Genomic DNA, 25,018 nt, shown 5'->3' on the forward strand with positions numbered 1-25,018 from the left:
CTGGCGTTTCGGCGCCGGAGCCCGCTTTGCTTGATCAACTGAGCACATTTTTGCCCATTTGGGGCGCAATTACCCTGTTTCACCCTAAAATACCCCTTTTCACCCTAATCGACTCTTGATACTCAGGAATCGGAGAGGGGCAATCTCCACCCGAGTCTTTTGGCGCGAAATCCTGCGATTCTCGCGGACGGGGAAGTTTTGCCCGGAGGCGCGAAACGGGGGGCTTCAGCGATGGCAGTTGTGACGCCCGGCCGGTACTCGGGTACCAACTTCGCCGCGATCGATGGCAAGGGACGCATCGCCGTCCCTTCGCAGTTCCGCAATAATGTGCCCCTCAACGCGGACGGTCAGCGCGTGCTTTGGGTTGGTTTCCATGAAAAGCTGCCTTGTCTGGTCGCCTATGGCCAGGATCAATATGATCGCCTGACCGACGAGATCGAGCGCGACCGCGACACCGCGCTCGCCCGCAACCTCGATTTCGACGAGGACGAGGCGTTCAAGAAGCGGTTCAGCTATACCGAGGCCTATACGCTCGACGACAGCGGGCGCTTCCTTCCCAATTTTACCGCGCGCGACCGCGTCGGCGATGCCGGCGCGACCGCCTTTGTCGGGTCGGGCCGCCGGTTCGAAGTATGGTGGCTGCCGACGCTCGCTGACTGCGTCGATGCCGATCCGGTGCTCCAGCGACTTGCCAAGGCTTGGGAAGAGACGAAGGGGAAGGGGCGCAAGTGACCGATCTTTCCCCCGACCTGCCTCGGGATCCCCGCCATGATCCGGTCCTCCGCGAAGAAGTCATCGCCGCCCTTGCCATCGCTCCGGGCGAGCGGCATGTCGACGCGACCTTCGGCGCCGGCGGCTACACGCGTGCGATGCTCGCCGCGGGGGCCGAGGTGATCGCGTGCGACCGCGACCCCGATGCGATTGCCGAGGGGCAGGCGCTCGTCGCCGAAGCCGACGGCAAGCTGATGCTGATCCACGGCCGCTTCGGCGAAATCGACCGCCTGCTCGCCGAACGGGGCATCGGCGCGGTCGACGGCATCACTTTCGACATCGGCGTTTCGTCGATGCAGCTCGACCGCGATGCGCGCGGCTTCTCGTTCCAGAAGGACGGCCCGCTCGACATGCGCATGGCGCAGGAGGGCGAGACTGCCGCCGAATGGCTCAATCGCGCCGACGAGGCCGAGATCGCCGACGTCCTGTATCATTATGGCGACGAACGTCAGTCGCGCCGCGTCGCGCGGGCAATCGTCGCTGCGCGCCCGCTGTCGCGCACCGGCGAACTGGCGACGGTGATCCGCAAGGCGCTGCGCCATCCGCCGGGCGCGCCCAAGGATCCGGCGACGAAGAGCTTTCAGGCGATCCGCATCCACATCAACGGCGAGCTCGACGAACTGATGGAGGGGCTCGCCGCGGCGGAGCGCGTCCTGCGCCCCGGCGGCCGGCTTGCCGTGGTCAGCTTCCACAGCACCGAAGACCGGATCGTGAAGAACTTTCTGCGCGAGCGTAGCGGCGGCGACGCCGCCGGCTCGCGCCACCGGCCCGCGCCGATCGGAGCGGCGCGGGCCGCCACCTTTCAGCCGCCGGCGCGCAAGGTGCGCCCCGGCAAGGCCGAAGAGGCGCGCAACCCGCGCGCGCGCTCCGCGACGCTGCGCAGCGCCGTGCGCACCGCAGCCCCGGCCTGGCCGACCCAATTGACGACGAAGGAGGCAATCTCATGCTGATGGCGGCCCGCAAGCTTCAGGGGATCGGCCTGGTGCTGCTCGTGCTCATCTTCGCGATGATGCTCTATCCGGTCTCGTTGAAGGTCGCTGCGACACGCAGCGAACTCGCGCGCATCAATCATCAGATCGAGCGCACGCGCGACAATATCCGCTACCTTGAATCCGAACTCGCGGTGCGCGCTTCGATGCGCCAGCTCGAACAGTGGAACGCCGACAGCTTCGGCTACTCGGCGCCGGATGCCTCGCAATATCTGTCGAGCGAGCGCCAGCTTGCCTCGCTCGATGGTCTGCCGCGCGCTCGCGGCGCCAATGAAGTCGCGCCGGTGCTGATGGCAATGGTCAGCCCCGTCGGAACACCCGAACCCGCCGTGACGCCGGTGAAGGCCGAGGCGAAGCCGGCCGCCGAAAAGCCCGTCGTGCTGGCGCAGGCCGAAACGCCGGTGCGCAGCGACAGCGCGCCGCGTCTGGCGCCGACGCGTCGCCGCGAACAGCTCAAGATGATCGAGGATCAGCTCCTCGCGGAATCGACGCTCGCCGACCTCAAGCGTGCCGCGGCGCGTGAAGCGAAGGAGGGCAAATCGGGCCAATGAACACGCTGGTCGTCCGTCCGACCCGGGTTCGAACCGCTGGGGTGCGGCAGCAGATATTGCTGACCGCGCAACAGCGGCTGATGATGCTCATGCTGCTGTTCATGGCGGCATTTTTCCTCGTTTCGGTGCGGCTGCTCTATTTTGCGCTGTTCGATAGCGATGCCGGCCGCGGCGGCAACAGCACGGCCTTCGTGCCCGCGCGCGCCGATATCGTCGATCGCAATGGCGTGCCGCTCGCTCGGACGATCGACGGCTATTCGATCCGTGTGATGCCGTCGAAACTGCTCAACGATCGCCAGTATCTCGCCGACGAACTGCACAAGATCTTTCCCGACATGACGCGCGAGGACCTGCTCGCCAAGCTGACGGGCCCGCGCCCGACCTATATCCGGCGACGGGCGCTGCCCGATCAGGTGGCGGCGGTGAATGCCATCGGCGATGTAGGGTTCGATTTTCCGCGCGAAAAGGAGCGCCTCTATCCGCAGATGTCGCTCGCGGCGCATGTGCTGGGCTTCACCAACGCCGAAGGCCATGGCGTCACTGGCGTCGAGGGCGCGTTTGACCAGCGGCTGATCGACAAGGCGACGCGCGGCGATCCGCTGACGCTGTCGATCGACGCGCGCGTGCAGGGCGTGCTCGAAAGCGAGTTGTCGAACGCTGTCACCAATCTGGAGGCGATCGGCGGGGCGGGCATCATCCTCGACGTCCACACGGGCGAAGTGATGGCGATGACGTCGCTGCCCACCTATAATCCGAACAAGCTGGCGGGTAGCGATCCGACGACGCGGCGCAACGCCGTGACCTATAATCTCTACGAGCTTGGATCGGTCGTCAAACCGCTCTCGATCGGCGCCGCGATCGACAATGGCGTCGTGACGAGCATGGCGAAGCGCTATGATGCAACGCAGCCGCTGGCGATCGCCGGTTTCCGCATCCGCGATTCGCACATGATGAACCGCTGGCTCAACGTCCCCGAAACGCTCATCCACAGCTCGAACATCGTCACCGCGCAGATCGCCGACCAGCTCGGCAAGGAAAAGATGGAGGCGATGTTCCGTAGCCTCGAATTCAACAAACGCCCCGAAATCGAACTCAAGGAGCGTGCCTTCCCGCTGTGGCCGCGCGAATGGGGCCGGCTGTCGACGATGACGACCAGCTATGGCCACGGCATTGCGGTCACTCCGCTGCACCTTGCCAGCGCCTATGCCGCGCTGGTCAACGGCGGCATCTGGCGTCCGGCGACGATCCTGAAGCTGGGCGACAAGGCGCCGCCGCAGGGACGCCGCGTGTTCAAGGCATCGACGAGTGCGCGGATGCGCCAGCTCCTGCGCCTGATCGTGTCCGACGGCACGGGCCGCCAGGCCGACGCCCCGGGCTTTCGCGTCGGCGGCAAGACCGGCAGCGCCGAAAAGCCGGGCGCCGGCGGCTATCGTCGCCATTCGCTCGTGTCGACCTTCTCCGCCGTCTTCCCGATGGACAATCCGCGTTACGTGGTGCTGGTGATGATCGACGAACCCAAGGGCAACGCCTTCAGCTCGGGGCAGCGCACCGCTGGCTACACCGCCGCGCCGGTGGTCAAGAAAGTAGTGATGCGTGCGGGACCGATGCTCGGCGTGTTCCCCGACGAAAGCCGCGACGTCGACGTGTCGGAACTGACGCCGCTGCTGTGGAAGAACGGGGAAAGCGAATAATGCGGCTCGCGGCGCTGACCGGCGGCGATCATGTCGATGGGGACGGTCCGGTGGTGACCGGGCTTGCCATCGATCATCGCAAGGTTGCGCCGGGCAATGTCTTCGGCGCCTTCGTCGGCGAAAAATTCAACGGTGAGGACTTTATTGCCGCCGCGGTGGCGGCGGGCGCCGTCGCCGTCGTCGCGCGGCCCGAAGCCGTGGTCGAGGGCGCGGTGCATATCGCCGATGCCAATCCGCGGCGCGCCTTCGCGCGGCTTGCGGCGCGCTTCTTTCACCGTTTTCCCGCAACCTGCGTCGCGGTCACGGGCACCAATGGCAAGACTTCGACGGTCGAGATGACGCGTCAGCTCTGGCGAATGGCGGGCCTTCACGCAGCATCGATCGGAACGCTTGGCGTGACCACCGGCGCCGACCGGGTCGTCACCGGACTGACGACGCCAGACATCGTGACCTTTCTGTCGAACATGGCGGGCCTGGCGGCCGAGGGCGTGACCCATGCGGCCTTCGAGGCGTCGAGCCACGGGCTCGATCAATATCGCACCGAAGGCCTGCCGGTAAAGGCGGCGGCCTTCACCAATCTCAGCCACGATCATCTCGATTATCATGGCACGATGGAAGCCTATCTGGGCGCCAAGTTGCGGCTATTCACCGAGGTTGTCGAACCCGGCGGAGGCGCGGTGGTCTGGGCCGACGATGCCCATTCGTCCAAAGTGGTAGAGTCGGCGCGCGCGCGCGGACTGCGTCTGCTTACCGTGGGAACGAAGGGTGAGGAACTGCGCCTTGTCGGGCGGACGCCGACGCAGCTCGGGCAGACGCTGACCGTTGCGGCAGGTGCTCTGACGCAGAAAGTCGACCTGCCGCTTATCGGCGCCTATCAGGCCGCCAACGCATTGGTCGCGGCCGGGCTGGTCATCGCGACCGGCGGCGATGGTGCGCAGACGCTCGCCAATCTGGCGCGGCTCCAGCCGGTACGCGGACGGCTCGAGCGTGCGGCGATCACGCGCGCGGGCGCCCCCGTCTATGTCGACTATGCCCACACCCCCGACGGGCTGGAGGCGGCGCTCGATGCGTTGCGGCCGCACGCCACGGGGCGGTTGATCCTGGTGTTCGGTGCGGGCGGCGACCGCGATCAGGCGAAGCGCCCGGAAATGGGCCGCATCGCCGCCGCCAAGGCCGATATCGCGATCATCACCGACGACAATCCGCGTGGCGAAGATCCCGCGTCGATCCGCGCCGCCATCGCCGAAGGCGCGCCGGGTGCCCAGGTGATCGGCGACCGCCGCGCCGCGATTGCTGCCGCGATCGAGATGGCGCGCGCCGACGACATTATCTGCGTCGCAGGCAAGGGGCACGAACAGGGGCAGATTGTCGGACGCGGTGACGCGCTGCGCGTCATCCCCTTCGACGATGTGAGCGTCGCGCGCGAGGTGGCGGCATGACCCCGCTGTGGACGGCGCGCGCGATCGCGGCGGCGTGCGGCGGCACCGCTAGCGCCGATTTCACGGTGCAAGGTGTTGCCTTTGATTCGCGCGAAGTCACGAAGGGCGACCTGTTCGTCGCGATGAAGGGCGAGGCGACCGACGGCCATAACTTCATCGACAAGGCGATTGCCGCCGGCGCAGCGGGTATCATCTGCGAAAACGATATAGACTTTCCGCACATCCGCGTCGCCGACAGCGCCGCAGCGTTGAACGCGCTCGGCGCCGCGGCGCGCGCGCGCAGCCATGGGCGGATCATCGGCGTCACCGGCTCGGCGGGCAAGACGGGGACCAAGGAGGCGCTGTTCGCGGCGCTCGACCGCTTTCGCCCGGGCAAAGCGCACCGTTCGGTCAAAAGCTACAACAACCATGTCGGCGTGCCCTTGAGCCTGGCGCGCATGCCCTCGACCGCCGATTTCGGCATCTTCGAAATGGGGATGAACCATGCGGGCGAGCTGGCGGCGCTGACGCGGATGGTACGCCCTCATGTCGCCATCGTGACCACCATCGCGCCTGCGCACATGGAATTTTTCGACAGCGAGGAAGCGATCGCCGACGCGAAGGGCGAGATATTCGAGGGGCTGGAGCCGGGCGGCACCGCAATCCTTCCCTTTGACAGCCCGCATTACGCGCGGCTGCGCGCCAAGGCCGAACAGCATGCGGCGCATGTCGTCAGCTTCGGGCTGGGCGAAGGGGCCGATGTGCGCGCGGTCGACTGGTTGCCCGACGGGCAGGGGGGATCGCTCGTTACGGCACAGGTTCAGGACGCGCTGCTCTGCTTCACCATCGCGCAAGGCGGCGCGCATTGGGTGGCCAATGCGATGGCGGTGCTTGCTGCGGTCAAGGCGGTTGGCGGTGACCTGCCCGCCGCGGGCTTGGCCTTCGCCGAGATGGGCGGTCTTGCGGGTCGCGGCGCGCGCACCCGCGTCGAGGTGCCGGGCGGTTCGATCCTCGTCATCGACGAAAGCTATAACGCCAATCCCGCATCGATGGCCGCAACCATCGGCCAGCTCGGCAGCGAATCCGGTGCGCGCAGGGTCGCGATTCTGGGCGCGATGAAGGAGCTTGGCGACGGCGGCGAGGCCTATCATGCCGGTCTGGCCGCTCCGCTCGTCGCAGCTGGTGTGCAGTTCGCCCTGCTTGTCGGCGAAGAGATGGCGCCGCTCGCCAAAGCGCTTGAGGGGCGGATCGATTTCGAGCATGTGGCCGACCACTCGGCTGCGGTAGGGCGGCTGGGGGCCTTGATCCGGCCCGGCGATACGGTGCTGGTCAAGGGATCGAACAGCGTGGGACTGTCGCATGTCGTGACCGCGCTGACCAATGGGGATTATTGATGCTATATTGGCTGGCGGAATGGCTTGGCTTTCCGGGGGTTCTGAACCTCATCCGCTATCTGAGCTTCCGCTCGGGCGCCGCGGTTGCGACGGCGCTGATCATCGGTCTGTGGATCGGGCCGCGCTTCATCCTCATGCTGCGGATGCGGCAGGGGAAGGGGCAGCCGATCCGCGAGGACGGACCGCAAAGCCATTTTGCGAAAAAGGGCACGCCGACGATGGGCGGGCTGATGATCCTGATCTCGCTAATGATTTCGGCGCTGCTGTGGATGGATTTGTCCAACCGCTTCGTCTGGGCCTGCATCTTCGTCACCGGCGGGTTCGCGCTGGTCGGCTTTCTCGACGATCTCGACAAGGTGACCAAGTCGAGCCATCGCGGGATTCCGGGGCGCGTGCGCCTGCTCGTCGAATTCGTGATTGCGGGCATCGCGGTGCTGCTGATCGTATCGCGGACCGGCACCGACCTTTATCTGCCCTTTTTCAGCGAAGTCTATATTCCCCTGGGGCCGCTCTATTATGTCTTCGCGATGGTGCTGATCGTCGGTTTCGGCAATGCGGTGAACCTGACCGACGGGCTCGACGGGCTCGCGACCTTTCCGGTGATGATCGCCAGCCTTGCTTTCCTCGTCATCGTCTATCTGTCGGGTAACGTGAAATTCGCGGGCTATCTGGGCATTCCCCATGTGCCGGGGGCAGGTGAGCTTGCAATCTTCGCCGCCGCGATCATCGGGGCCTGCCTTGCCTTTCTGTGGTTCAATGCGCCGCCCGCGGCGGTGTTCATGGGCGATACGGGCAGCCTCGCGCTCGGCGGCGCGCTAGCGACGATTGCGGTGACGGCGCAGCACGAACTGGTGCTGGTGCTGGTCGGCGGGCTGTTCGTCGTCGAGGCTTTGTCGGTGATCATCCAGGTCTTCTGGTACAAACGGACCGGCAAACGCATCTTCCGCATGGCGCCGATCCACCATCATTTCGAACAATTGGGCTGGCCCGAATCCACCGTCGTCGTCCGTTTCTGGATCGTCTCGATCGTCCTCGCGCTCGCCGGACTCGCGACGCTCAAGCTGCGGTGATCACCGCGCGCGCCTTTGCCGGTCGCCGCTATGCGGTGCTGGGGCTGGCGCGCTCGGGGCTGGCGACCTGCGAGGCGCTGATCGCCAGCGGCGCGGGGGTGACCGCGTGGGACGAGCGCGAAGCGGCGCGCGATGCCGCGATGGCGCTCGGCGCCGACATCGGCAATCCGTTGGAGATCGACCTTGTCGGCTTTGCCGGCGTCGTCGTGTCGCCGGGCGTGCCGCTCAACCGCCATCCCATCGCCGACCATGCCCGCGAAGCCGGTGTGTCGATCCTCGGCGATATCGAATTGTTTGCCGAAGCCGCGGCTGATCTGCCGCCGCACCGCATCGTCGGCATCACCGGCACCAACGGCAAATCGACGGTGACCGCGCTTGTAACCCATGTGCTGGAAAGCGCGGGCGTTCCGGCGCTGATGGGCGGCAACATCGGGCTGCCGATCCTTGCCCGCGATCCGCTCCCCGAAAACGGCGTCTATGTGCTCGAACTGTCGAGCTACCAGATCGACCTGGCGCACAGCCTGGCGTGCGATGTCGCCGTGCTGACCAACATCAGCCCCGATCACCTCGACCGTTATGACGGTTTCGCTGGCTATGCCGCGTCGAAGGAGCGGCTGTTCGCGCTCCAGCACCGCGATCAGGTCGCGATCGTCGCGGTCGACGATGACCCGTCGCGGATGATCGCGGGGCGCATCAATCACCGGCTCCACCGCGTTTCGGCGAAGGACATCGATCCCGCCGATCAGGCGCGCTGGCCCGCGCTGCACGGTCCGCACAATGCGCAGAATGCCGTGTGCGCGATCGCGGTATGCCGCGTGCTGGGGCTGAACGACGAACAGATCGAACGCGGACTCGCGAGCTATCGCGCGCTCCCGCACCGTATGGAATTGGTCGGCGAAGTCGCTGGCGTCCGCTGGTTCAACGACAGCAAGGCGACCAACGCGGCTTCCGCTGCACCGGCGCTGGCGGCATTTCCGCCGGCGCCGGACCAGCGTGTCCACTGGATTGCCGGGGGGCAGGCCAAGGGCGACGGGCTGACCGCCTGTCGTCCTTGGTTCGGCCATGTCAAGCGCGCCTATCTGATCGGCGAGGCGATGGAGCCTTTCGCGGCCGAGATCGGCGACGCGCTGCCCGTCGAACGGTCGGGCGATCTGGCCGCCGCGGTCGCAGCCGCCGCCGCCGCTGCGACGCCCGGCGACATCGTGTTGCTGTCGCCCGCCTGCGCTTCGTTCGATCAGTTCAAGGATTACGAACAGCGCGGCGATCGCTTCCGCGAACTGGTGCAGGCGTTGGGGAATGGATGACGATATGAACGGGGGGGCGGACAATATGGATGCGACCACGGAGCGGCCCGTCATCGCGACGACGCGGACGACGAAGCGCCGCGGCCCGCGCCTCAGCCGCGCCGACCGCACGCCGCTGGGCCTGTGGTTCTGGGAAATCGACCGCGTATTGCTGTTGCTTGTGTCGATGCTGATCGCCATCGGCCTCGTCGCCGTGGCGGCGGCATCGCCGGTCGCCGCGCAGAAGCTGTCGACCGCGACCGCCAGCCTCGATCCGCTCTATTATTTCTATCGCCAGCTCATGTGGGTCATGGTCGGCGTGCCGGTCATGCTCGCGGTATCGATGCTGCCCAAACCGCAGGCGCGGCGCTTTGCCATCTATGGCACGATCACCTTCGTCTTCCTGTTGTTCATGGTGCCGCTGATCGGCACGACGGTGAACGGCGCGCAGCGCTGGATTGGCAGCGGCATCTTCCGCCTCCAGCCGTCGGAATTTCTCAAGCCCTTCTTCGCGGTGTCATTGGCCTGGATATTGTCGCTGCGGCTGCACGATCAGAATCTGCCGGTCGTGCCGCTGTCCTTCGTTTTTACCGGGATCATCGCGATCCTGCTGATGAGCCAGCCCGATCTGGGGCAAACGATCATCTTCGCGGGGACATGGTTCGTTCTCGTCATGGTCGCCGGCCTGTCGATGCGGATCATGGCGGGGCTCGCGGGCACGGGACTCGCGGGGCTGGTCCTTGCCTATTTCTTCTACCCGGTGGCGCAGCAGCGCATCAACATCTGGCTGTTCGCCGAGGGCGACAGCTTTCAGGTCGACAAGGCGCATGCGACGCTGACCGCCGGCGGGCTGATCGGCACGGGGCCGGGTGCGGGACTTGCCAAGTTCCAGCTTCCCGAGGCGCACACCGACTATATCTTCTCGGTCATCGGCGAGGAATTCGGGATCATCGCCTGCATCGCCATCGCCGTCCTTTATCTGGCGATCATCGTCCGCGTTCTGGTGCGGCTGCTCGACGAAGAGGACAGCTTTCTCATTCTCGCCGTCGCGGGTCTGATTGCGCAGTTCGGCGGGCAAGCGACGATCAACATGGCAGTGAATACCCAGCTCTTTCCGTCAAAGGGGATGACCTTGCCCTTTATCAGCTATGGCGGTTCGTCGTTCATCGCCTTGTCGATCGGCATGGGTTTGCTCTTGTCGCTGACCCGGCGAAACCCCTATGCGGCGCGGGTATCGATGACCCGCAACTGGAACAGGAAATGACGGCCCGGCCATGACCGCGACGCGCCACTATCTACTCGCCGCCGGAGGCACCGGCGGCCATATGCTGCCCGCTTATGCGCTGGCGGGTGAACTGATCGCGCGCGGGCACCGCGTCGCGCTGGTCAGCGACGACCGCGGCCTCAGGATTCCGGGCGCGCCGGCCGAGCTGGAAACGCATGTTCTGCCCGCCGGCCGCGTTCAGGGCGGTCCCGTCGGCTGGGTGAAGGCGGCGCTGGCGATCCGCAAGGGGCGCGCGATGGCGATCGACCTGATCCGCGATTTCGACCCGGCGGTGGTCGTCGGCTTCGGCGGCTATCCTTCGCTGCCCAGCCTGCTCGCGGCGCGCGCGACCAAGACGCCCAGCGTCATCCACGAACAAAATGCCGTGCTGGGCCGGACCAACCGGCTGATGGCGGGACGGGTCGATGCGATTGCGGTCGCCTACCATCATATCCGCCGTTTCCCGCCCGCCTGTGCCGACAAGCGCCACCTGATCGGCAATCCGGTGCGCGAGGAAATTATCGCGATCCGCGAGGACGGCTATCCGCCGCTGCCCGAGGACGGCATCGTTCGTCTGCTCGTCGTCGGCGGCAGCCTGGGCGCCACGGTGCTGAGTGACGTCGTTCCCGCTGCCGTCGCCATGCTCCCGCGCGCGCTGCTCGACCGCTTGCAGGTGGTCCAGCAATGCCGCGAGACTGACATCGAAACGGTGCGCGCCAAATATGCCGCCCTTGGCGTCGCGGCCGAGTGTGCTCCCTATATCACCGATTTTCCCGAGCGGTTGCGCTGGGCGCACCTCGTCATAGCGCGGGCGGGGGCGTCGACCGTCGCCGAGCTGGCCTGCGCCGGCAGGCCGGCGGTTTTCGTGCCCTATCCGCACGCGATGGACGATCACCAGACCTATAATGTCGGCGATCTCGTCGCGGCGGGTGGCGCGATCTCGATCCAGCAGAGCGATTTCAATCCCGCTGCGCTCGCCAAGCATATCCAGCGCATGGCGCTCGAACCCGGCGCGCTCGAAGAAGCTGCCGACCGGGCGGCGAGCTGCGGCCTGCCCGATGCGACCCGTGACCTTGCCGACCTTGTCGAAAGCTTTGCCGCGCCGCCGATGATGGATGTCATCCGCGTCGGTGCCGGCACCCAGCGCGCCGCTTCGGGTGTCGCCGCCGCGCGGCGGGAGGCGAACTGATGCGCGGCGTTGCGACCGATATCGGCATCATCCACTTCATCGGGATCGGCGGCATCGGCATGTCGGGCATCGCGGAGGTGATGCACAACCTTGGCTATCAGGTGCAGGGCAGCGACATTGCCGACAGCTATGTTGTCGAGGGCCTGCGCCAACGCGGCATCAAAGTCGCGATCGGGCACGAAGCCGCGAACGTCGATGGCGTCGCCGTGGTTGTGACCTCGACGGCGGTGAAGCGCGGCAACCCCGAGGTCGAGGCCGCGCTCGCGCATCGCATCCCGATCGTCCGCCGCGCCGAAATGCTCGCCGAGCTGATGCGCCTCAAATCCACCGTCGCGATTGCGGGCACGCACGGCAAGACGACGACGACCAGCCTGGTCGCCGCCTTGCTCGATGCGGGCGGCATCGACCCGACCGTCATCAACGGCGGCATCATCAACAATTACGGCTCGAACGCGCGGCTCGGTGCGTCGGACTGGATGGTGGTCGAAGCCGATGAAAGCGACGGCAGCTTTCTGCGCCTCGACGGGACGATCGCGGTCGTCACCAACATCGATCCCGAACATCTCGATCATTATGGCAGCTTCGACGCGATCAAGGACGCGTTCGTCGAGTTTATCGAAAATGTGCCCTTCTATGGCGCGGCGATGCTCTGCCTCGACCATCCCGAAGTGCAGGCGATCATCCCGCGCATCCGCGACCGCCGCATCGTCACCTATGGCTTTTCGGCGCAGGCCGACGTGCGCGGCACCAATGTGACACCGGGGCCCGACGGCAATCGCTTCGACGTCGTCGTGCGCGACCGCGACGGCAATAGCCGTACGATCGAGGGTATCCACCTGCCGATGTCGGGGCGCCACAATGTCCAGAACGCGCTCGCGGCGATTGCGGTCGCGCTGCACATGGGCGTGTCGGACGAAAATATCGCGTCGGGCTTCAACGGCTTTGCCGGGGTCAAGCGCCGCTTCACCAAGGTCGGCGAGATTGCAGCCGGGGACGGCATCGTGACGGTGATCGACGATTATGCCCATCATCCGGTCGAGATCCGGGCCGTGCTGTCGGCAGCGCGCGAAGGTGCCGGGGCGGGACGCGTCGTTGCCGTCGTCCAGCCGCATCGCTTTACCCGCCTGCGCGATCATATGGACGATTTCCAGCAGGCCTTTAACGACGCGGACATGGTGCTCGCACTGCCCGTTTATGCAGCGGGCGAAAGCCCGATCGAGGGCGTGTCGTCGGATGCGCTGGCGCAGGGGCTGCGCGACCGCGGCCATCGCCATGCATCGACCGTTGCCGACGCCGGCGCGCTCGCTGCAACGATCGCCGACGCGATCCGCACCGAAACGCTCGGCGCGGGTGACATGATCATCTGCCTCGGCGCAGGCGACATCACCAAGATGGCGGCGGGGCTGGCGAGCGCGGTGGAGGCGGTATGAGCACCGCCGATACGCTTCCGGCGGTCCGCGGCAAGCTAACCGCAAAGGCGCCGCTGGCGCCGCTCGTCTGGTTCAAGTCGGGCGGTCCTGCCGACTGGCTGTTCGAGCCGAAGGACGCCGATGATCTTGCCGGTTTCCTGCGCGACCTCGATCCCGCGATTCCGGTGATGGCACTCGGCCTTGGCTCGAACCTCATCGTTCGCGACGGCGGCTTTCCGGGCGTCGTCGTCCGGCTCGGCAAGGCCTTTGCTAAGGTCGAAGCCGTCGACGCGACCAGCTTGCGCTGCGGAGGCGGTGCCTCGGGCATCCTCGTCTCGTCGACCGCGCGCGACGCAGGGATCGCGGGGATGGAGTTCCTGCGGTCGATCCCCGGCACCGTTGGCGGCTTCGTGCGGATGAACGGCGGCGCTTATGGCAGCGAGGTCAAGGACATATTGGTCGAGGCCGACATCGTCTTGCGCTCGGGCGAGCGCCGGACCTTGCCGCTTGCCGATCTGGGCTACACTTATCGCCACAGCGAATTGCCCGAAGGTGCGGTCGTCGTGGGCGCGACGTTCCGCGGGCGTCCGGGTGAACCCGAAGCCATCCAGGCCGAAATGGACCGCATCTCGGCGAGCCGCGAGGCGTCGCAGCCGCTGCGCTCGAAGACCGGCGGCTCGACCTTCAAGAACCCCGACGGTCGCAAGGCGTGGCAGCTTATCGATGAGGCCGGTTGCCGCGGTTTCGCCATCGGTGGCGCGCAGGTGAGCGAGAAGCATACCAATTTCCTGATCAATACCGGTGCGGCGACGAGCGCCGACATCGAAGCGCTCGGCGAGGAAGTCCGCCGCCGGGTGAAGGCGAAGAGCGGCATCGAATTGCAATGGGAGATTCAGCGCTTGGGAGTGGCGAAGTGAGCCGGGGTCCGTGGCATGTCGCCGTGCTGATGGGCGGCTGGTCCGCCGAGCGCGAAGTGTCGCTGATGAGCGGCAAGGGCGTTGCCGACGCGCTCGAAAGCCGCGGGCACAAGGTCACGCGCATCGACATGGGCCGCGATGTGGCGCAGCGGCTTGCCGAAGCGCGGCCCGATGTCGTCTTCAACGCCCTCCACGGCGTTCCGGGCGAAGACGGCACCGTGCAGGGCATGCTCGACCTGATGGGCCTCAAATACACCCACAGCGGGCTCGTCACGTCGGTGATCGCGATCGACAAGGAATTGACGAAACAGGCGCTGGTGCCGCATGGTATTCCCATGCCGACGGGGACGATGGTCGACAGCGAAAGCCTGTTTTCAGCCGATCCCTTGCCGCGCCCCTATGTCCTGAAACCCGTCAACGAAGGATCGTCGGTCGGCGTCGCGATTGTCAAGGACGACAGCAACTACGGCAACCCGATTGCGCGCGAAGCTGTGGGGCCGTGGCAGGAGTTCGATCGGCTGCTCGCCGAGCCTTTCATCAAGGGGCGCGAACTGACCGTCGCGGTACTCGGCGATGAGGCGCTCGGTGTCACCGAACTGCGCGTGAAGTCGGGATTCTACGACTATGACGCCAAATATACCGACGGTCTGACCGAACATGTCTGTCCTGCCGATGTCCCCGCCGACGTTGCGCAGCGGATGAAGCATCTGGCGGTCGAAGCGCATCGCCTGCTCGGCTGCAAGGGCGCGTCGCGTTCCGATTTTCGCTGGGACGACGAGCATGGACTTGCGGGCATTTTCCTGCTCGAGGTCAATACGCAGCCGGGGATGACACCGCTCAGCCTCGTGCCGGAACAGGCGCGCGCCATCGGCATGGACTATGCCGAACTCGTCGAACGCATCGTGGGGGAAGCATTGGCATGAGCAGCGGAGTATGAGCAGCACCAGGATCAAACGCGCGAAGGCGCCGCCGCGCCGTCCGTCGCGCGCGCCCAAAAGGCGCCGGTCGGTCAAGCATTCGCGCCTCAACATGGTCATCAACGCCTTGCCGATCAGCCCGGCGCAGCTTCAGCGCGTCGCCAACTGGACGATCGGTATCGGCCTGGCGGGCGTGCTGGTGCTCGGTGCCGAGGTGACGGGTGTGACCGCGAAAATCCACGAAGAGTGGGCGCAGGCGGTCGGGCGCGCCGGATTTCAGGTAAAGAAGGTCGAAGTGGTCGGTGCCGATCGCATCGACCGGCTGAAGGTTTATGATATCGCGCTGGCGCAGAAGGACCGCTCGATGGCCGCGGTCGAGCTTGACGATGTGCGCCGCGACCTGATGCAGTATGGCTGGATCAAGGATGCGCGCGTGTCGCGCCGCCTGCCCGATACGCTGGTCGTCGATATCGTCGAGCGCACCCCGGCAGCGATCTGGCAGAATGACGGCCGACTGTCGCTGATCGACGACAGCGGGGTCGTCCTGGAACCCGTGACGGTCGCGACCATGCCCGACCTGCCGCTCGTCATCGGCCCCAATGCCAATCGGCGCGCGCAGGATCTCGACGCGCTGCTCGCCGAGGCCAGTTCGCTCAAGGAACTGCTCGCGGGCGCGACCTGGGTCGGCAACCGCCGCTGGGATCTGCGCTTCCGCAGCGGCGAAACGCTGTCGCTGCCCGAAGGCGATGCCGAAGCGAAGGCGGCGCTCGCGAAATTCGCGCACATGGACGGGGCGAACCGCCTCCTTGGCCGCGGCATCCTGCGTTTCGACATGCGCGACCCCAGCCGTTTCGTGCTACGCATGCCGCACGAAGGGCAGGTGGCGCCGTCGAAGATCGACGACGCGCGTGCCGCCGCCGACGCGGTGTCGGCGGGTCAGGCGAACGAGGGATAGAAGCGATGGCGCCGCCGCGCATCGAAAAGATTATCACCGCGCTCGATGTCGGGTCGTGGAAGGTCTGTGCGCTCATCGCGGGCCAGACTGCCGACGGGCAGTTGCACGTGCTCGGCACCGGCCAGCGCGAAAGCCGCGGCGTCCAGCGCGGCTATGTCGCCGACATGGAGCAGACCGAGCATATCGTGCGCGAGGCGATCGAACAGGCCGAGCGTATCGCGGGTCTCAATATCGACGACGTCTGGGTCAGCTTCTCGGCGGGCAGCCTCTTGAGCGACGTCGCCCCGATCGAGAGCGAATTGGGCGGTCACCGCATCGAACAGGAAGATATCGACGATCTGCTCGCCGCCGGGCGCGCGGGGATCGATCCCGAAGGGCGGATGATCCTGCACGCGCAGCCGGCGCTCTACACGCTCGACGGGTTGACCGGCGTCAAGAATCCGATCGGCCTGCACGCCGACCGGCTGGGCGTCGACATCCACATCATCATGGCCGACGGCGCCCCGGTGCGAAATCTGGAAGCCGCGGTGCGGCAGGCGCATCTCGACGTCAATGCGGTGGTCGCCTCGCCGATCGCGGCGGGGCTCGCCTGCCTGTCGGAAGAAGAACGCGACCTTGGCGTGGCGCTTGTCGAGCTCGGCGCGGCGGTGACGACGGTATCGCTCTATGCGGGCGGAATGCTCGTCGAGATGGTTTCGCTGCCGTTCGGGGCGAGCGACATCACCGACGACATCGCCTCGGCCTTCGGTATCCGGCGCAGCCAGGCGCAGCGGCTGCAGAGCTTCTACGGCTCGGCCTCGGCCAGCCCGCGCGACAACAATGATTTGATCGAACTCGATCCCGGCGCGCCCGCGGGCAGCGATGCGCCGCGCATCACGCGCGCGCAGCTGATCTCGGTCATTCGCCAGCGGCTCGACCAGATGATGGGCGACATCGGACGGACGCTGAAGGATCTTCACTTCGTCGGCCCGATCGGCCGCCAGGTCGTGCTCGTCGGCGGGGGCGCCGATCTGAAAGGCATCGCCGATTATACCCAGATCGCACTCGGCCGGGCGGCGCGCGTCGGGCGACCGCGCGGCTTGCACGGCCTGCCCGATGCCCATTCGGGACCGGCTTTCGCGACGCTTGCCGGTCTGGTTCTTTATGCCGCATCCGATCCCGTGGATCTGCGCGACCTGCCCACGATGGCGCAGGATGTGTACCGTCCCAAGGGGTCGTCGATCATCAACCGACTTATCACCGCGCTGAAGAGCAGTTTCTGACGCGCGGTTGCGCGAAAGGTTAATTTTTTGGGTGATTCCGGCGTCACAATAGTGCAATGCGATAAATCAATGACGGGCGGCCGGACTACCGCCCGAATGGGTCGCAAGGTGAGGGAAGCGGCGTTGGTCCGCCGCTACAGGGAGATTGGTTGATGAGCATCAATATTGGCCCGCCGCAGGTCGATGAACTGAAGCCGCGTATCGCCGTGATCGGCGTCGGCGGCGCGGGGGGCAATGCCATCGCGAACATGATCGCGGCGAAGGTCGAGGGCGTCGATTTCGTCGTCGCCAACACCGACGCGCAGGCGCTCAACGCCTCGCCGGCGGAGCGTCGCATCCAGCTCGGAACGCAGATCACCCAGGGTCTGGGTGCGGGTTCGCGTCCCGAAGTCGGCCGGGCGGCGGCCGAGGAAAGCATTGCGCAGGTCGAAGAGGCGCTGAACGGCGCGCATATGTGCTTCGTCGCGGCCGGCATGGGCGGCGGCACGGGCACCGGTGCGGCTCCGGTCATCGCCAAGGCGGCCCGCGACCGCGGCATTCTGACCGTCGGCGTCGTGACCAAGCCCTTCACCTTCGAGGGCAACCGCCGCATGCGGTCGGCCGAAGCCGGCATTGCCGAGCTTCAGGACCATGTCGACACGCTGATCGTCATTCCCAACCAGAATCTCTTCCTGGTCGCCAACCCGAACACGACCTTCAAGGAAGCCTTCACCATGGCGGATGAAGTGCTCCAGCAGGGCGTGCGCGGTATCACCGATCTGATGGTCATGCCCGGCCTCATCAACCTCGACTTTGCCGACGTGCGCAGCGTGATGCGCGAAATGGGCAAGGCGATGATGGGCACCGGCGAAGCCGAAGGCGACGGTCGCGCGCTCGAAGCTGCGCAGAAGGCGATCGCCAACCCGCTGCTCGATGGCGTGTCGATGGCGGGCGCGAAGGGCGTGATCATCTCGATCACCGGCGGCGAAGACATGCGCCTGATGGAAGTCGACGAAGCGGCGAACCATATTCGCGAACTCGTCGATCCCGACGCCAACATCATCTGGGGCAGCGCCTTCAACGAAGGGCTGGAAGGCAAGATTCGCGTATCGGTTGTCGCGACCGGCATCGACGGTTCTGGCGACGCGGCGGCTCCGGCGGCACCGGCGGCGCGCAGCTTCTCCTTCGCCCCCGCGCGCAGCCCGGCGCCGGCGCCCTTTGCCGAGGAGCCGGTCGAGGCGGCGGCTGTGGAAGCGCCGGTCCAAGCTGCGGAACCCGAAGTCGACACCGACCCCGCACCGGGCTTCTCGCTGGGCGATGCTCCCGCGGCCGAAGCACCGGCGCCGGCCGAGGAAGAGCCGATGGAACTGTCGCAGGTCGCCGCGACCTATGACGATACCAGCGACGAGCTCGTACTTGATGCACCCGAACCGGCGCCCGCGCCGGCTGCCGACCCGGCCCCCGCGGCCGAGCCTGCGCGGCCGATCGGTGGCGGCACCTTGTTCGAACGCATGTCGCGTCTGTCGCGTGGCGGTTCGGCCCCTGCCGAAGAAGGCGACAAGGAAGACGGAGTCGATATTCCGCGCTTCCTGGGCCGTCAGAACAACCAGTAACAGGGTTCATCGCGGCCGCCCGATGGGCAGGCGGCCCGAACACGGGATGATTTGCCCATGCGGCGATCCATATTGACGGCGGGGCCGCGGCGCGTTCGACTTCATGTCGGCGCGCTCGGCCTGCTGTTCCTGTCCGCTGCCCCCTTCGCAGCGGCGCATGCATTTCAGGTGACACCGCCCGATGCGGCCACCAAGGCGGCGATGGAAAAACGCACCGCCGCGCGGACGATGCTGTCGTCGGCGATCGCTCGGCTCGCCTCGAACGCCGCCGACAGCGCCGCGCTGCTTGATGCCGGACGCGCTTCGATCGAGCTGGAGGATTATCGCGCCGCGCTCGGCTTTCTGACCCGTGCCGAGCAGGCGAGCCCGCGCGACGGCGGGGTCAAGGCGGCGCTCGGGTCGGCGATGCTCCATCTCGAAAAGCCGTCGCGGGCGCTCGACTATTTCGGCGAGGCGCAGCTTCTCGGCGCCCCCGAGCGGCTATTCCTTGCCGACCGCGGGCTTGCGCGCGATTTGCTGGGCCAGCAGGATGGGGCGCAGCGCGATTATCAACTCGCCCTGTCGATCGCGCCGAGCGACGAAGTGATCCGCCGCTATGCGATCTCGCTCGGCATCACGGGGCAGGCCGACCGCGCGATTCAGCTCCTCACGCCGCAGCTTCGCACGCAGGACCGTGCCGCATGGCGGTCGCGCGCGATGATCCTAGCGATCAACGGCCGCAATGACGAGGCGACCGAGATCGTCAAGGCGACGATGCCGGCGCTGCTGGCGCAGAGCATTTTGCCCTATCTAACCCAGATGGACCGGCTCAATCCGGCGCAGCAGGCCGCCGCCGCACATTTCGGGCGCTTCCCGGCTGGCGAACTTGGCCCGGTGCGCAAGCCCGTGCAGATCGCTGCGGCCGCTCCGGCCCCGACACCAGCGCCTTCCCCGACTTCGACGCCGAGCAAACGGCGCGGCGACAAGGGCAAACCGGTGCAGGTGGCCACTGCCACGCCGCCACCGGCGACGCGACCGGCTCCGACGCTGACCCCGAAGCCGACACCTGCGCCCACGCCAGCGCCTGCGCCGACCTTGGCGCAGCCGCCAGCCGCCGTGCCGGTGCGCCGTGCTGATACACCGTCCGTCCCGGCAGCGAAGCCTCCCGCGCCGACACCGGCGCCAGCGGCGGCCCAACCGGTGGGCGTAGCGGTGAACAGCGGTGCCGGTCCGGTCGGTCCGGGCTTCTCGCTGAGCGATGTCGGCCAGCCGTCGGCCGCTGCCGCTGCGCCGCCGTCGGCGACGACCACGCCAGCGCCGAGTGCTGCGGCTCCGCTCGCCTCGTTGGCGCAGATCGTCAGCTCGATCGAGATTCCGCCCGAGGAGCTTGAGCGCACCAGCGGCGCGGTCGGCGCCGATACGCTTGCCAAGCTGGTCGAGGACAAGCGCAAGGCAGATGCCGCCGAAGCGGCAAAGCGCGAAAAGGAAGAAGCCGCGGCCAAGGCCAAGGCGGAGGCCGACGCCAAGGCGAAGGAAGAGGCCGCGAAGAAAAAGGCCAATCCCTCGCGCATCTGGGTGCAAGTTGCGGCGGGGTCGAACCAGAAGGCGCTCGCCTTCGATTTCAACCGCTTCGCCAAAAAGAATGCCGCGCTGTTCAAGGGCAAGGATGGCGGCTCGACCGAATGGGGCCGCACCCGCCGCCTGCTCGTGGGGCCGTTCAAGGACAAGAAGGCGGCTGCCGACTGGCTCGCGCAATATAAGAAGGCGGGCGGCGATGGTTTCGTCTTTACCAGCGATGCGGGGCAAGAGGTCGATCTCTTCAAATGACGTTGTCGGCCTGTGCGAGTGACCCCAGGGCGACACGCGGACGCCGCCATGACGAACCGGGCCGCGTCGTGCGCGGGCCGCGCGATGCCTTTCAGCGCGACCGCGACCGCATCATCCATTCGATCGCTTTCCGCCGGCTGCGTCACAAGACGCAGGTCTTCGTCGCGCCCGACGGCGACCATTATCGCGTCCGGCTGACGCACAGCATCGAAGTCGCGCAGATTGGTCGCGGAATCGCCCGGGCGCTGGGGCTGAACGAAGATCTGACCGAGGCCTTGTGCCTTGCCCATGACATCGGTCACCCGCCCTTCGGTCATGCGGGCGAGGACGCGCTGAAAGCGGCGATGATGGCGCATGGCGGGTTCGATCATAATGGGCACACGCTGCGCACGCTCGCGCGGCTCGAATGTCCCTATCCGCGCTTCGATGGCATCAATCTGACGTGGGAGACGCTGGAGGGGTTGGCGAAGCACAATGGTCCGGTGCGTCATCCCGGCTGGGCATTGGCGGAAATCGACGCGGAATTTCCGCTCGACCTGACGAGCCATGCCAGCCTGGAGGCGCAGGTGGCGGCGGTCGCCGACGACATCGCGTACGACAATCACGACATCGACGACGGCCTGCGCGCGGGACTGCTGACGATCGACCAGTTGATGGCGCAGCCCTTCGTCGCCGAGAATTTCCGCCTCGTCGAAGCCCGCTTTCCGGGCGCGCCGCGCGACCGGTTGCTGCGCGAGCTGGTGCGCGACCAGATCGGCGTGATGGTCAACGACGTGATCGCCGCGACCAAGGCCAATGTCGCCGATGCGGGGGTGGAGAGCGTAGCGGAAGTGCGCGCGGCGGGCCGCACGCTCGGCGGCTTTTCGGATACGCTGGCGCGGCAGGAGCGCGATCTCAAACGCTTCATGTATGCGAACCTCTATCACCATCCGTCGCAGATCGCGGCCGCCGACGCGGCGCGCACCGTCGTTTCGGGGCTGTTTGCGGCCTACAGGGACGATCCTGCGCTGATGGGCGAGGAATGGGCATCGCGGCTGCCCGATACGGACGGGGCGACGGTGCGCCACATCGGCGACTATATTGCCGGGATGACCGACCGATTCGCGATCGATCGCTTTGCTGAGATGAATGGGCGGGCCGCGGTGCCCGAGGCGCTGGCGCATGTCTGATGCCGCACCCCGCGCGCTTCTGATCGGAGCGACGGGGCTTGTCGGACAGGCGGTTGCCCGCTGCGGCCATTCCCTGCCGCTTACCCTGCTGGCGCGCCGCTTGGTCGAGGCGGGGGCCGGCCATCGCGCCATGACCGCCGATCCGGGCGAATGGGCCGAGATCATCGCGGCGGAGCGACCCGGGATATTGATCTCCTGCCTCGGCACCACGATCCGCCAGGCGGGGTCGCAGGACGCGTTTCGCGCGGTCGATCATGATCTGCTGCTCGCCTGCGCCCGTGCGGCGAAGGCGGCGGGGACGGCGCACATGATCGCGGTCAGCAGCGTCGGCGCGGCGGCGCATAGCGCGAACTTCTATCTGCGGACGAAGGGTGAGGTGGAGGAGGAGCTGCGCGCGCTCAATTTCCTGCGGCTCGACCTGATGCGCCCCGGCCTGCTCACCGGCGACCGGCGGGGGCCGAAGCGGATTGGCGAGGGGCTGGCGATGCTTGCCGCGCCGTTCACCGACGCGCTGTTGCACGGATCGCTGCGCCGCTATCGCTCGATTCCGGCCGAAACGGTGGCGCGCGCGATCGTAGCCGCGGCGTCGCTCGCGGCGCCTGGACACTTCGTCCACGAAAATGACGCGATGCAACAGCTCGCCGATTGACTCTGCCGAAGGCGAGCGCCAAGGCTCAGGCGTCTGTCGAGCCTCTCCAAGAGATTCGACCGGCCACGCGGGAGAGCGCGGGGGCAGGGAAACCGGCCGTCGCCACCGAAGGAGCAACCGCCCCGGAAACTCTCAGGTCAACGGACCGCGCGGCTGGAACGGACACTCTGGAAAGCGTTCGGGCGTCGCCCGGACCACCGAAGGGGTAACTCCATGCCGACCCGTCATCGTGGGCGCATGGACGAAAACTCTCAGGTTCCCGTGACAGAGGGGGCGTGGCGAAGGAACGGCATCGGGCCGCGCCGCGTCATGTCAACGACGGGAGGCCGATATGAGCGAAACCGAAGAAATGGCCGAAACGGTCGCGATCGAAACGCTTCCGCTCGACGCCTGGCACCGTGCAAGGGGCGCGCGGATGGTCGAATTCGCCGGCTATTACATGCCGATCCAGTATGACGGCATCATGGCCGAACATCTGTGGACGCGCGACAATGCGGGTCTGTTCGACGTCAGCCACATGGGGCAGCTCGTGTTCAGCGGCGAAGGCGCCGCCGAAGCGCTCGAGGCGCTGGTTCCGGGCGATATTTCGGCGTTGAAGCCGGGGCGGATGCGCTACTCGCTGCTGCTCGCCGACGATGGCGGCATCCTCGACGATCTGATGGTCACCAATACGGGGCATGGCCTCTACATGGTCGTCAATGGCGCGGTGAAGTGGGACGACATCGCGCATCTGCGCGAACATCTGCCCGACGAGATCGAGATGAACCTGCTCGACGAACAGGCGCTGCTTGCGCTGCAGGGGCCAAAGGCCGCGGCCGCGCTGACGGCGCTCGGCGTGGTTCCCGAATTTTCCGATATTCTTCCCGTCGATCGCCTCGTCTTCATGCAGGCCGGCCCCTATCTGTGGGGCGACGTGCGGCTGGGGATCAGCCGTTCGGGCTATACCGGAGAAGACGGGTTCGAAATTTCGGTGCCGGCGAGCGACGTCTCGGCCCTCGCCGATGCGCTGTGCGCGCAGGAGGCGGTAAAACCGATCGGCCTCGGCGCGCGCGATTCGCTGCGGCTCGAAGCGGGATTGCCGCTTTACGGCCACGACCTCGACGAAGGCATCGACCCCGTCGAGGGCGATGTGGCCTTTGCGATCAGCAAGCGCCGCCGCGAGGAAGGCGGCTTTCCGGGCGCCGCGCGCATCCTCGGCCATCTTGCCGATGGCAGTCCGCGCAAGCGCGTCGGCCTGACCGTAGATGGCAAGATGCCGGTGCGCGAGGGCGCCAAGATTTTCGACGGGAACCGCGAAGTCGGTGTCGTCACCTCGGGCGGTTTTGCGCCGAGCGTCGGCGCCCCCATAGCGATGGGCTATGTGCCCACCGGCCTGTCCGAGCCCGGCACGGCGCTCGCCGCCGAAGTCCGCGGCAAGCGCGTCGCCGTGACGGTGACGCCGATGCCCTTCGTTCCACATCGTTACGTGCGCAAACAGGGAGGCTGATCGATGCCGCGTTTTTATACCGAAGAGCATGAATGGATCGATGTCGATGGCGATGTGGCGACGGTCGGCATCACCGACTTCGCGCAGGGCCAGCTCGGCGATATCGTCTTCGTCGAGGTTCCCGACACCGGCGCCGAACTGTCGAAGGGCGGCGACGCCGCGGTGGTCGAATCGGTGAAGGCGGCGAGCGACGTCTACGCGCCCGTCGATGGCACCGTCACCGAAGGCAACGGCCAGCTTGAGGAGGACCCCGCGCTCGTCAATTCGGACCCCGAAGGCGAAGGCTGGTTCTTTCGCATGACGCTCAGCGACAAGAGCCAGCTCGACGGGCTGATGAATGCGCAGGCGTACAAGGAATTCATCGCCGATCTGTGATCGCAAACTCCTTCCGGTCGCGGGAGGGGGAAAGGCCGCAAGACCATGACGGACCCTGCGCTTGCCAATTGCCGCCTGATGGTGGCGACGCCCATCTATGACGGGGCGCAGGGTAGCTATGTCCGCGCGCTGCTCGACCTTGCGTTACGCGCGCAGGCGATCGGCCTGACGGTGCGGTTCGAGTTCATCCTCTACCAGCCGTCGGTGACGCGCGCGCGCGACATGCTCGCCGCGATCTTCGCGGAAAGCGACTGCACCCACATGCTGTTCGTCGATGCCGACATCGACTTCGGCGCCGAGGATGTATTCGCGATGCTGCGCGCGATGGTCGGCCGCGACGATTGCGCGATTCTGGGGGCTGCCTGTCCGCGGCGGATGCTCAACTGGCGCAATGCGGCGCTGGCCGCCAAAGCCGGGCTGGGTGACGCCGATCCGGCGGCGCTCGGGCGCTTTTCGGGGGAGTTTGCGCTGCATTTCCTGCATCCCGACCAATCCTTCGCGCTCACCGATCTGGTCGAACTGACGCGGGTCGGCAGCGGGATGATGATGATCCGCCGCGACGTGTTCGACAGGTTGCGCGCGCGTCATCCCGAACTGGTCTTCCGCACCGATCCCGCCGAGCGCGCCGCGCACGGGATCGGCGAGGAGGCCTATGCCTATTTCCTGCCGATGATCGAACCCGACACGCGGGCGCAGTTGTCGGACGATTATGCCTTTTGCCGCCGCGTGCGCGATGCGGGGCTTCGCATCTGGCTCGCCCCCTGGGTGAAGACCACGCACAGCGGGCCGGCGATCTTTACCGGATCGCTTCCCGATCTGGCCCAGCTTCTTGCCATAAAATCAGCTTCTTCGACGGAGTAG

General features: G+C 66.6%; 22 protein-coding genes and 2 riboswitches. All 22 genes read left to right on the forward strand.

Features of this window, described 5'->3' with window-relative positions; genetic code table 11:
- Window positions 1-231 precede the first annotated feature (231 nt).
- The 22 genes from L0963_RS03765 to L0963_RS03870 all read left to right on the forward strand — a co-directional run bounded on the left by L0963_RS03765 (window position 232) and on the right by L0963_RS03870 (window position 25,018).
- Window positions 232-732, forward strand: a complete 501-nt coding sequence (locus L0963_RS03765; protein WP_003040056.1) for a division/cell wall cluster transcriptional repressor MraZ — start codon at window positions 232-234, stop codon at window positions 730-732.
- Window positions 729-1,721, forward strand: a complete 993-nt coding sequence (gene rsmH, locus L0963_RS03770; RefSeq protein ID WP_082819788.1) for a 16S rRNA (cytosine(1402)-N(4))-methyltransferase RsmH — start codon at window positions 729-731, stop codon at window positions 1,719-1,721. The genes L0963_RS03765 and rsmH overlap by 4 nt, the downstream gene beginning before the upstream one ends.
- Complete coding sequence (locus L0963_RS03775; protein WP_217372603.1) at window positions 1,715-2,311, forward strand: hypothetical protein; 597 nt, start codon at window positions 1,715-1,717, stop codon at window positions 2,309-2,311. Before rsmH ends, L0963_RS03775 begins: the two co-directional genes overlap by 7 nt.
- The gene (locus tag L0963_RS03780; protein WP_062900567.1) at window positions 2,308-4,002 is read left to right on the forward strand and encodes a peptidoglycan D,D-transpeptidase FtsI family protein; all 1,695 of its coding nucleotides are present in this window, start codon (window positions 2,308-2,310) and stop codon (window positions 4,000-4,002) included. Before L0963_RS03775 ends, L0963_RS03780 begins: the two co-directional genes overlap by 4 nt.
- The gene (locus tag L0963_RS03785; protein WP_217372602.1) at window positions 4,002-5,441 is read left to right on the forward strand and encodes a UDP-N-acetylmuramoyl-L-alanyl-D-glutamate--2,6-diaminopimelate ligase; all 1,440 of its coding nucleotides are present in this window, start codon (window positions 4,002-4,004) and stop codon (window positions 5,439-5,441) included. The genes L0963_RS03780 and L0963_RS03785 overlap by 1 nt, the downstream gene beginning before the upstream one ends.
- On the forward strand, window positions 5,438-6,814 hold the full coding sequence (locus L0963_RS03790) for a UDP-N-acetylmuramoyl-tripeptide--D-alanyl-D-alanine ligase (protein WP_217372601.1): 1,377 nt from the start codon (window positions 5,438-5,440) through the stop codon (window positions 6,812-6,814). The genes L0963_RS03785 and L0963_RS03790 overlap by 4 nt, the downstream gene beginning before the upstream one ends.
- On the forward strand, window positions 6,814-7,884 hold the full coding sequence (gene mraY / locus L0963_RS03795) for a phospho-N-acetylmuramoyl-pentapeptide-transferase (RefSeq protein WP_062900564.1): 1,071 nt from the start codon (window positions 6,814-6,816) through the stop codon (window positions 7,882-7,884). Before L0963_RS03790 ends, mraY begins: the two co-directional genes overlap by 1 nt.
- Entirely contained in the window at window positions 7,881-9,188 is a 1,308-nt protein-coding gene (gene murD / locus L0963_RS03800; protein WP_186402670.1) for a UDP-N-acetylmuramoyl-L-alanine--D-glutamate ligase, read from the forward strand. Before mraY ends, murD begins: the two co-directional genes overlap by 4 nt.
- A gap of 4 nt (window positions 9,189-9,192) precedes the next feature.
- Entirely contained in the window at window positions 9,193-10,431 is a 1,239-nt protein-coding gene (locus tag L0963_RS03805; protein ID WP_120649342.1) for an FtsW/RodA/SpoVE family cell cycle protein, read from the forward strand.
- Between the two features lie 10 nt (window positions 10,432-10,441).
- Window positions 10,442-11,620, forward strand: coding sequence for an undecaprenyldiphospho-muramoylpentapeptide beta-N-acetylglucosaminyltransferase (gene murG / locus L0963_RS03810; RefSeq protein WP_186402671.1), 1,179 nt, complete (start codon window positions 10,442-10,444; stop codon window positions 11,618-11,620).
- Entirely contained in the window at window positions 11,620-13,050 is a 1,431-nt protein-coding gene (murC, locus tag L0963_RS03815) for a UDP-N-acetylmuramate--L-alanine ligase (RefSeq protein ID WP_186402672.1), read from the forward strand. The genes murG and murC overlap by 1 nt, the downstream gene beginning before the upstream one ends.
- On the forward strand, window positions 13,047-13,946 hold the full coding sequence (murB, locus tag L0963_RS03820) for a UDP-N-acetylmuramate dehydrogenase (protein ID WP_217372600.1): 900 nt from the start codon (window positions 13,047-13,049) through the stop codon (window positions 13,944-13,946). The genes murC and murB overlap by 4 nt, the downstream gene beginning before the upstream one ends.
- Entirely contained in the window at window positions 13,943-14,869 is a 927-nt protein-coding gene (locus L0963_RS03825) for a D-alanine--D-alanine ligase (RefSeq protein ID WP_062900558.1), read from the forward strand. The genes murB and L0963_RS03825 overlap by 4 nt, the downstream gene beginning before the upstream one ends.
- A gap of 10 nt (window positions 14,870-14,879) precedes the next feature.
- Window positions 14,880-15,818 (forward strand): cell division protein FtsQ/DivIB, encoded by a 939-nt coding sequence (locus L0963_RS03830; RefSeq protein ID WP_062900557.1) that lies wholly within the window; start codon window positions 14,880-14,882, stop codon window positions 15,816-15,818.
- 5 nt (window positions 15,819-15,823) lie between these two features.
- Window positions 15,824-17,080, forward strand: coding sequence for a cell division protein FtsA (gene ftsA / locus L0963_RS03835; RefSeq protein WP_003040016.1), 1,257 nt, complete (start codon window positions 15,824-15,826; stop codon window positions 17,078-17,080).
- Window positions 17,081-17,232: 152 nt separating this feature from the next.
- Complete coding sequence (ftsZ, locus tag L0963_RS03840; RefSeq protein WP_062900556.1) at window positions 17,233-18,672, forward strand: cell division protein FtsZ; 1,440 nt, start codon at window positions 17,233-17,235, stop codon at window positions 18,670-18,672.
- Window positions 18,673-18,729: 57 nt separating this feature from the next.
- Window positions 18,730-20,478, forward strand: a complete 1,749-nt coding sequence (locus L0963_RS03845) for an SPOR domain-containing protein (protein WP_234178571.1) — start codon at window positions 18,730-18,732, stop codon at window positions 20,476-20,478.
- Window positions 20,475-21,647 (forward strand): deoxyguanosinetriphosphate triphosphohydrolase, encoded by a 1,173-nt coding sequence (locus L0963_RS03850; protein WP_062900554.1) that lies wholly within the window; start codon window positions 20,475-20,477, stop codon window positions 21,645-21,647. The genes L0963_RS03845 and L0963_RS03850 overlap by 4 nt, the downstream gene beginning before the upstream one ends.
- Entirely contained in the window at window positions 21,640-22,296 is a 657-nt protein-coding gene (locus L0963_RS03855) for an NAD(P)H-binding protein (RefSeq protein ID WP_062902958.1), read from the forward strand. Before L0963_RS03850 ends, L0963_RS03855 begins: the two co-directional genes overlap by 8 nt.
- A gap of 58 nt (window positions 22,297-22,354) precedes the next feature.
- Window positions 22,355-22,454, forward strand: a riboswitch (glycine riboswitch).
- Window positions 22,455-22,574: riboswitch (glycine riboswitch) on the forward strand.
- Between the two features lie 53 nt (window positions 22,575-22,627).
- The gene (gene gcvT / locus L0963_RS03860; RefSeq protein ID WP_217372599.1) at window positions 22,628-23,782 is read left to right on the forward strand and encodes a glycine cleavage system aminomethyltransferase GcvT; all 1,155 of its coding nucleotides are present in this window, start codon (window positions 22,628-22,630) and stop codon (window positions 23,780-23,782) included.
- Between the two features lie 3 nt (window positions 23,783-23,785).
- On the forward strand, window positions 23,786-24,157 hold the full coding sequence (gene gcvH / locus L0963_RS03865; RefSeq protein WP_062900552.1) for a glycine cleavage system protein GcvH: 372 nt from the start codon (window positions 23,786-23,788) through the stop codon (window positions 24,155-24,157).
- Between the two features lie 45 nt (window positions 24,158-24,202).
- Window positions 24,203-25,018, forward strand: a complete 816-nt coding sequence (locus L0963_RS03870) for a glycosyltransferase family 2 protein (protein ID WP_062900551.1) — start codon at window positions 24,203-24,205, stop codon at window positions 25,016-25,018.

The sequence above is a fragment of the Sphingopyxis sp. NFH-91 genome (assembly GCF_021401285.1).
GTDB lineage: Bacteria > Pseudomonadota > Alphaproteobacteria > Sphingomonadales > Sphingomonadaceae > Sphingopyxis > Sphingopyxis terrae_A.

Excerpts from the sequence above, each read along its gene's own strand:
- L0963_RS03775 (WP_217372603.1), top strand. The coding sequence starts at position 1,715 with ATGCTGATGGCGGCCCGCAAGCTTCAGGGGATCGGCCTGGTGCTGCTC.
- L0963_RS03845 (WP_234178571.1), top strand. The coding sequence starts at position 18,730 with ATGCGGCGATCCATATTGACGGCGGGGCCGCGGCGCGTTCGACTTCAT.
- ftsA (WP_003040016.1), top strand. The coding sequence starts at position 15,824 with ATGGCGCCGCCGCGCATCGAAAAGATTATCACCGCGCTCGATGTCGGG.
- L0963_RS03830 (WP_062900557.1), top strand. The coding sequence starts at position 14,880 with ATGAGCAGCACCAGGATCAAACGCGCGAAGGCGCCGCCGCGCCGTCCG.
- L0963_RS03790 (WP_217372601.1), top strand. The coding sequence starts at position 5,438 with ATGACCCCGCTGTGGACGGCGCGCGCGATCGCGGCGGCGTGCGGCGGC.
- gcvT (WP_217372599.1), top strand. The coding sequence starts at position 22,628 with ATGAGCGAAACCGAAGAAATGGCCGAAACGGTCGCGATCGAAACGCTT.
- mraY (WP_062900564.1), top strand. The coding sequence starts at position 6,814 with ATGCTATATTGGCTGGCGGAATGGCTTGGCTTTCCGGGGGTTCTGAAC.
- L0963_RS03870 (WP_062900551.1), top strand. The coding sequence starts at position 24,203 with ATGACGGACCCTGCGCTTGCCAATTGCCGCCTGATGGTGGCGACGCCC.
- L0963_RS03850 (WP_062900554.1), top strand. The coding sequence starts at position 20,475 with ATGACGTTGTCGGCCTGTGCGAGTGACCCCAGGGCGACACGCGGACGC.
- ftsZ (WP_062900556.1), top strand. The coding sequence starts at position 17,233 with ATGAGCATCAATATTGGCCCGCCGCAGGTCGATGAACTGAAGCCGCGT.
- murG (WP_186402671.1), top strand. The coding sequence starts at position 10,442 with ATGACCGCGACGCGCCACTATCTACTCGCCGCCGGAGGCACCGGCGGC.
- L0963_RS03805 (WP_120649342.1), top strand. The coding sequence starts at position 9,193 with ATGAACGGGGGGGCGGACAATATGGATGCGACCACGGAGCGGCCCGTC.
- murC (WP_186402672.1), top strand. The coding sequence starts at position 11,620 with ATGCGCGGCGTTGCGACCGATATCGGCATCATCCACTTCATCGGGATC.
- gcvH (WP_062900552.1), top strand. The coding sequence starts at position 23,786 with ATGCCGCGTTTTTATACCGAAGAGCATGAATGGATCGATGTCGATGGC.
- L0963_RS03855 (WP_062902958.1), top strand. The coding sequence starts at position 21,640 with ATGTCTGATGCCGCACCCCGCGCGCTTCTGATCGGAGCGACGGGGCTT.
- L0963_RS03765 (WP_003040056.1), top strand. The coding sequence starts at position 232 with ATGGCAGTTGTGACGCCCGGCCGGTACTCGGGTACCAACTTCGCCGCG.
- L0963_RS03785 (WP_217372602.1), top strand. The coding sequence starts at position 4,002 with ATGCGGCTCGCGGCGCTGACCGGCGGCGATCATGTCGATGGGGACGGT.
- murB (WP_217372600.1), top strand. The coding sequence starts at position 13,047 with ATGAGCACCGCCGATACGCTTCCGGCGGTCCGCGGCAAGCTAACCGCA.
- L0963_RS03780 (WP_062900567.1), top strand. The coding sequence starts at position 2,308 with ATGAACACGCTGGTCGTCCGTCCGACCCGGGTTCGAACCGCTGGGGTG.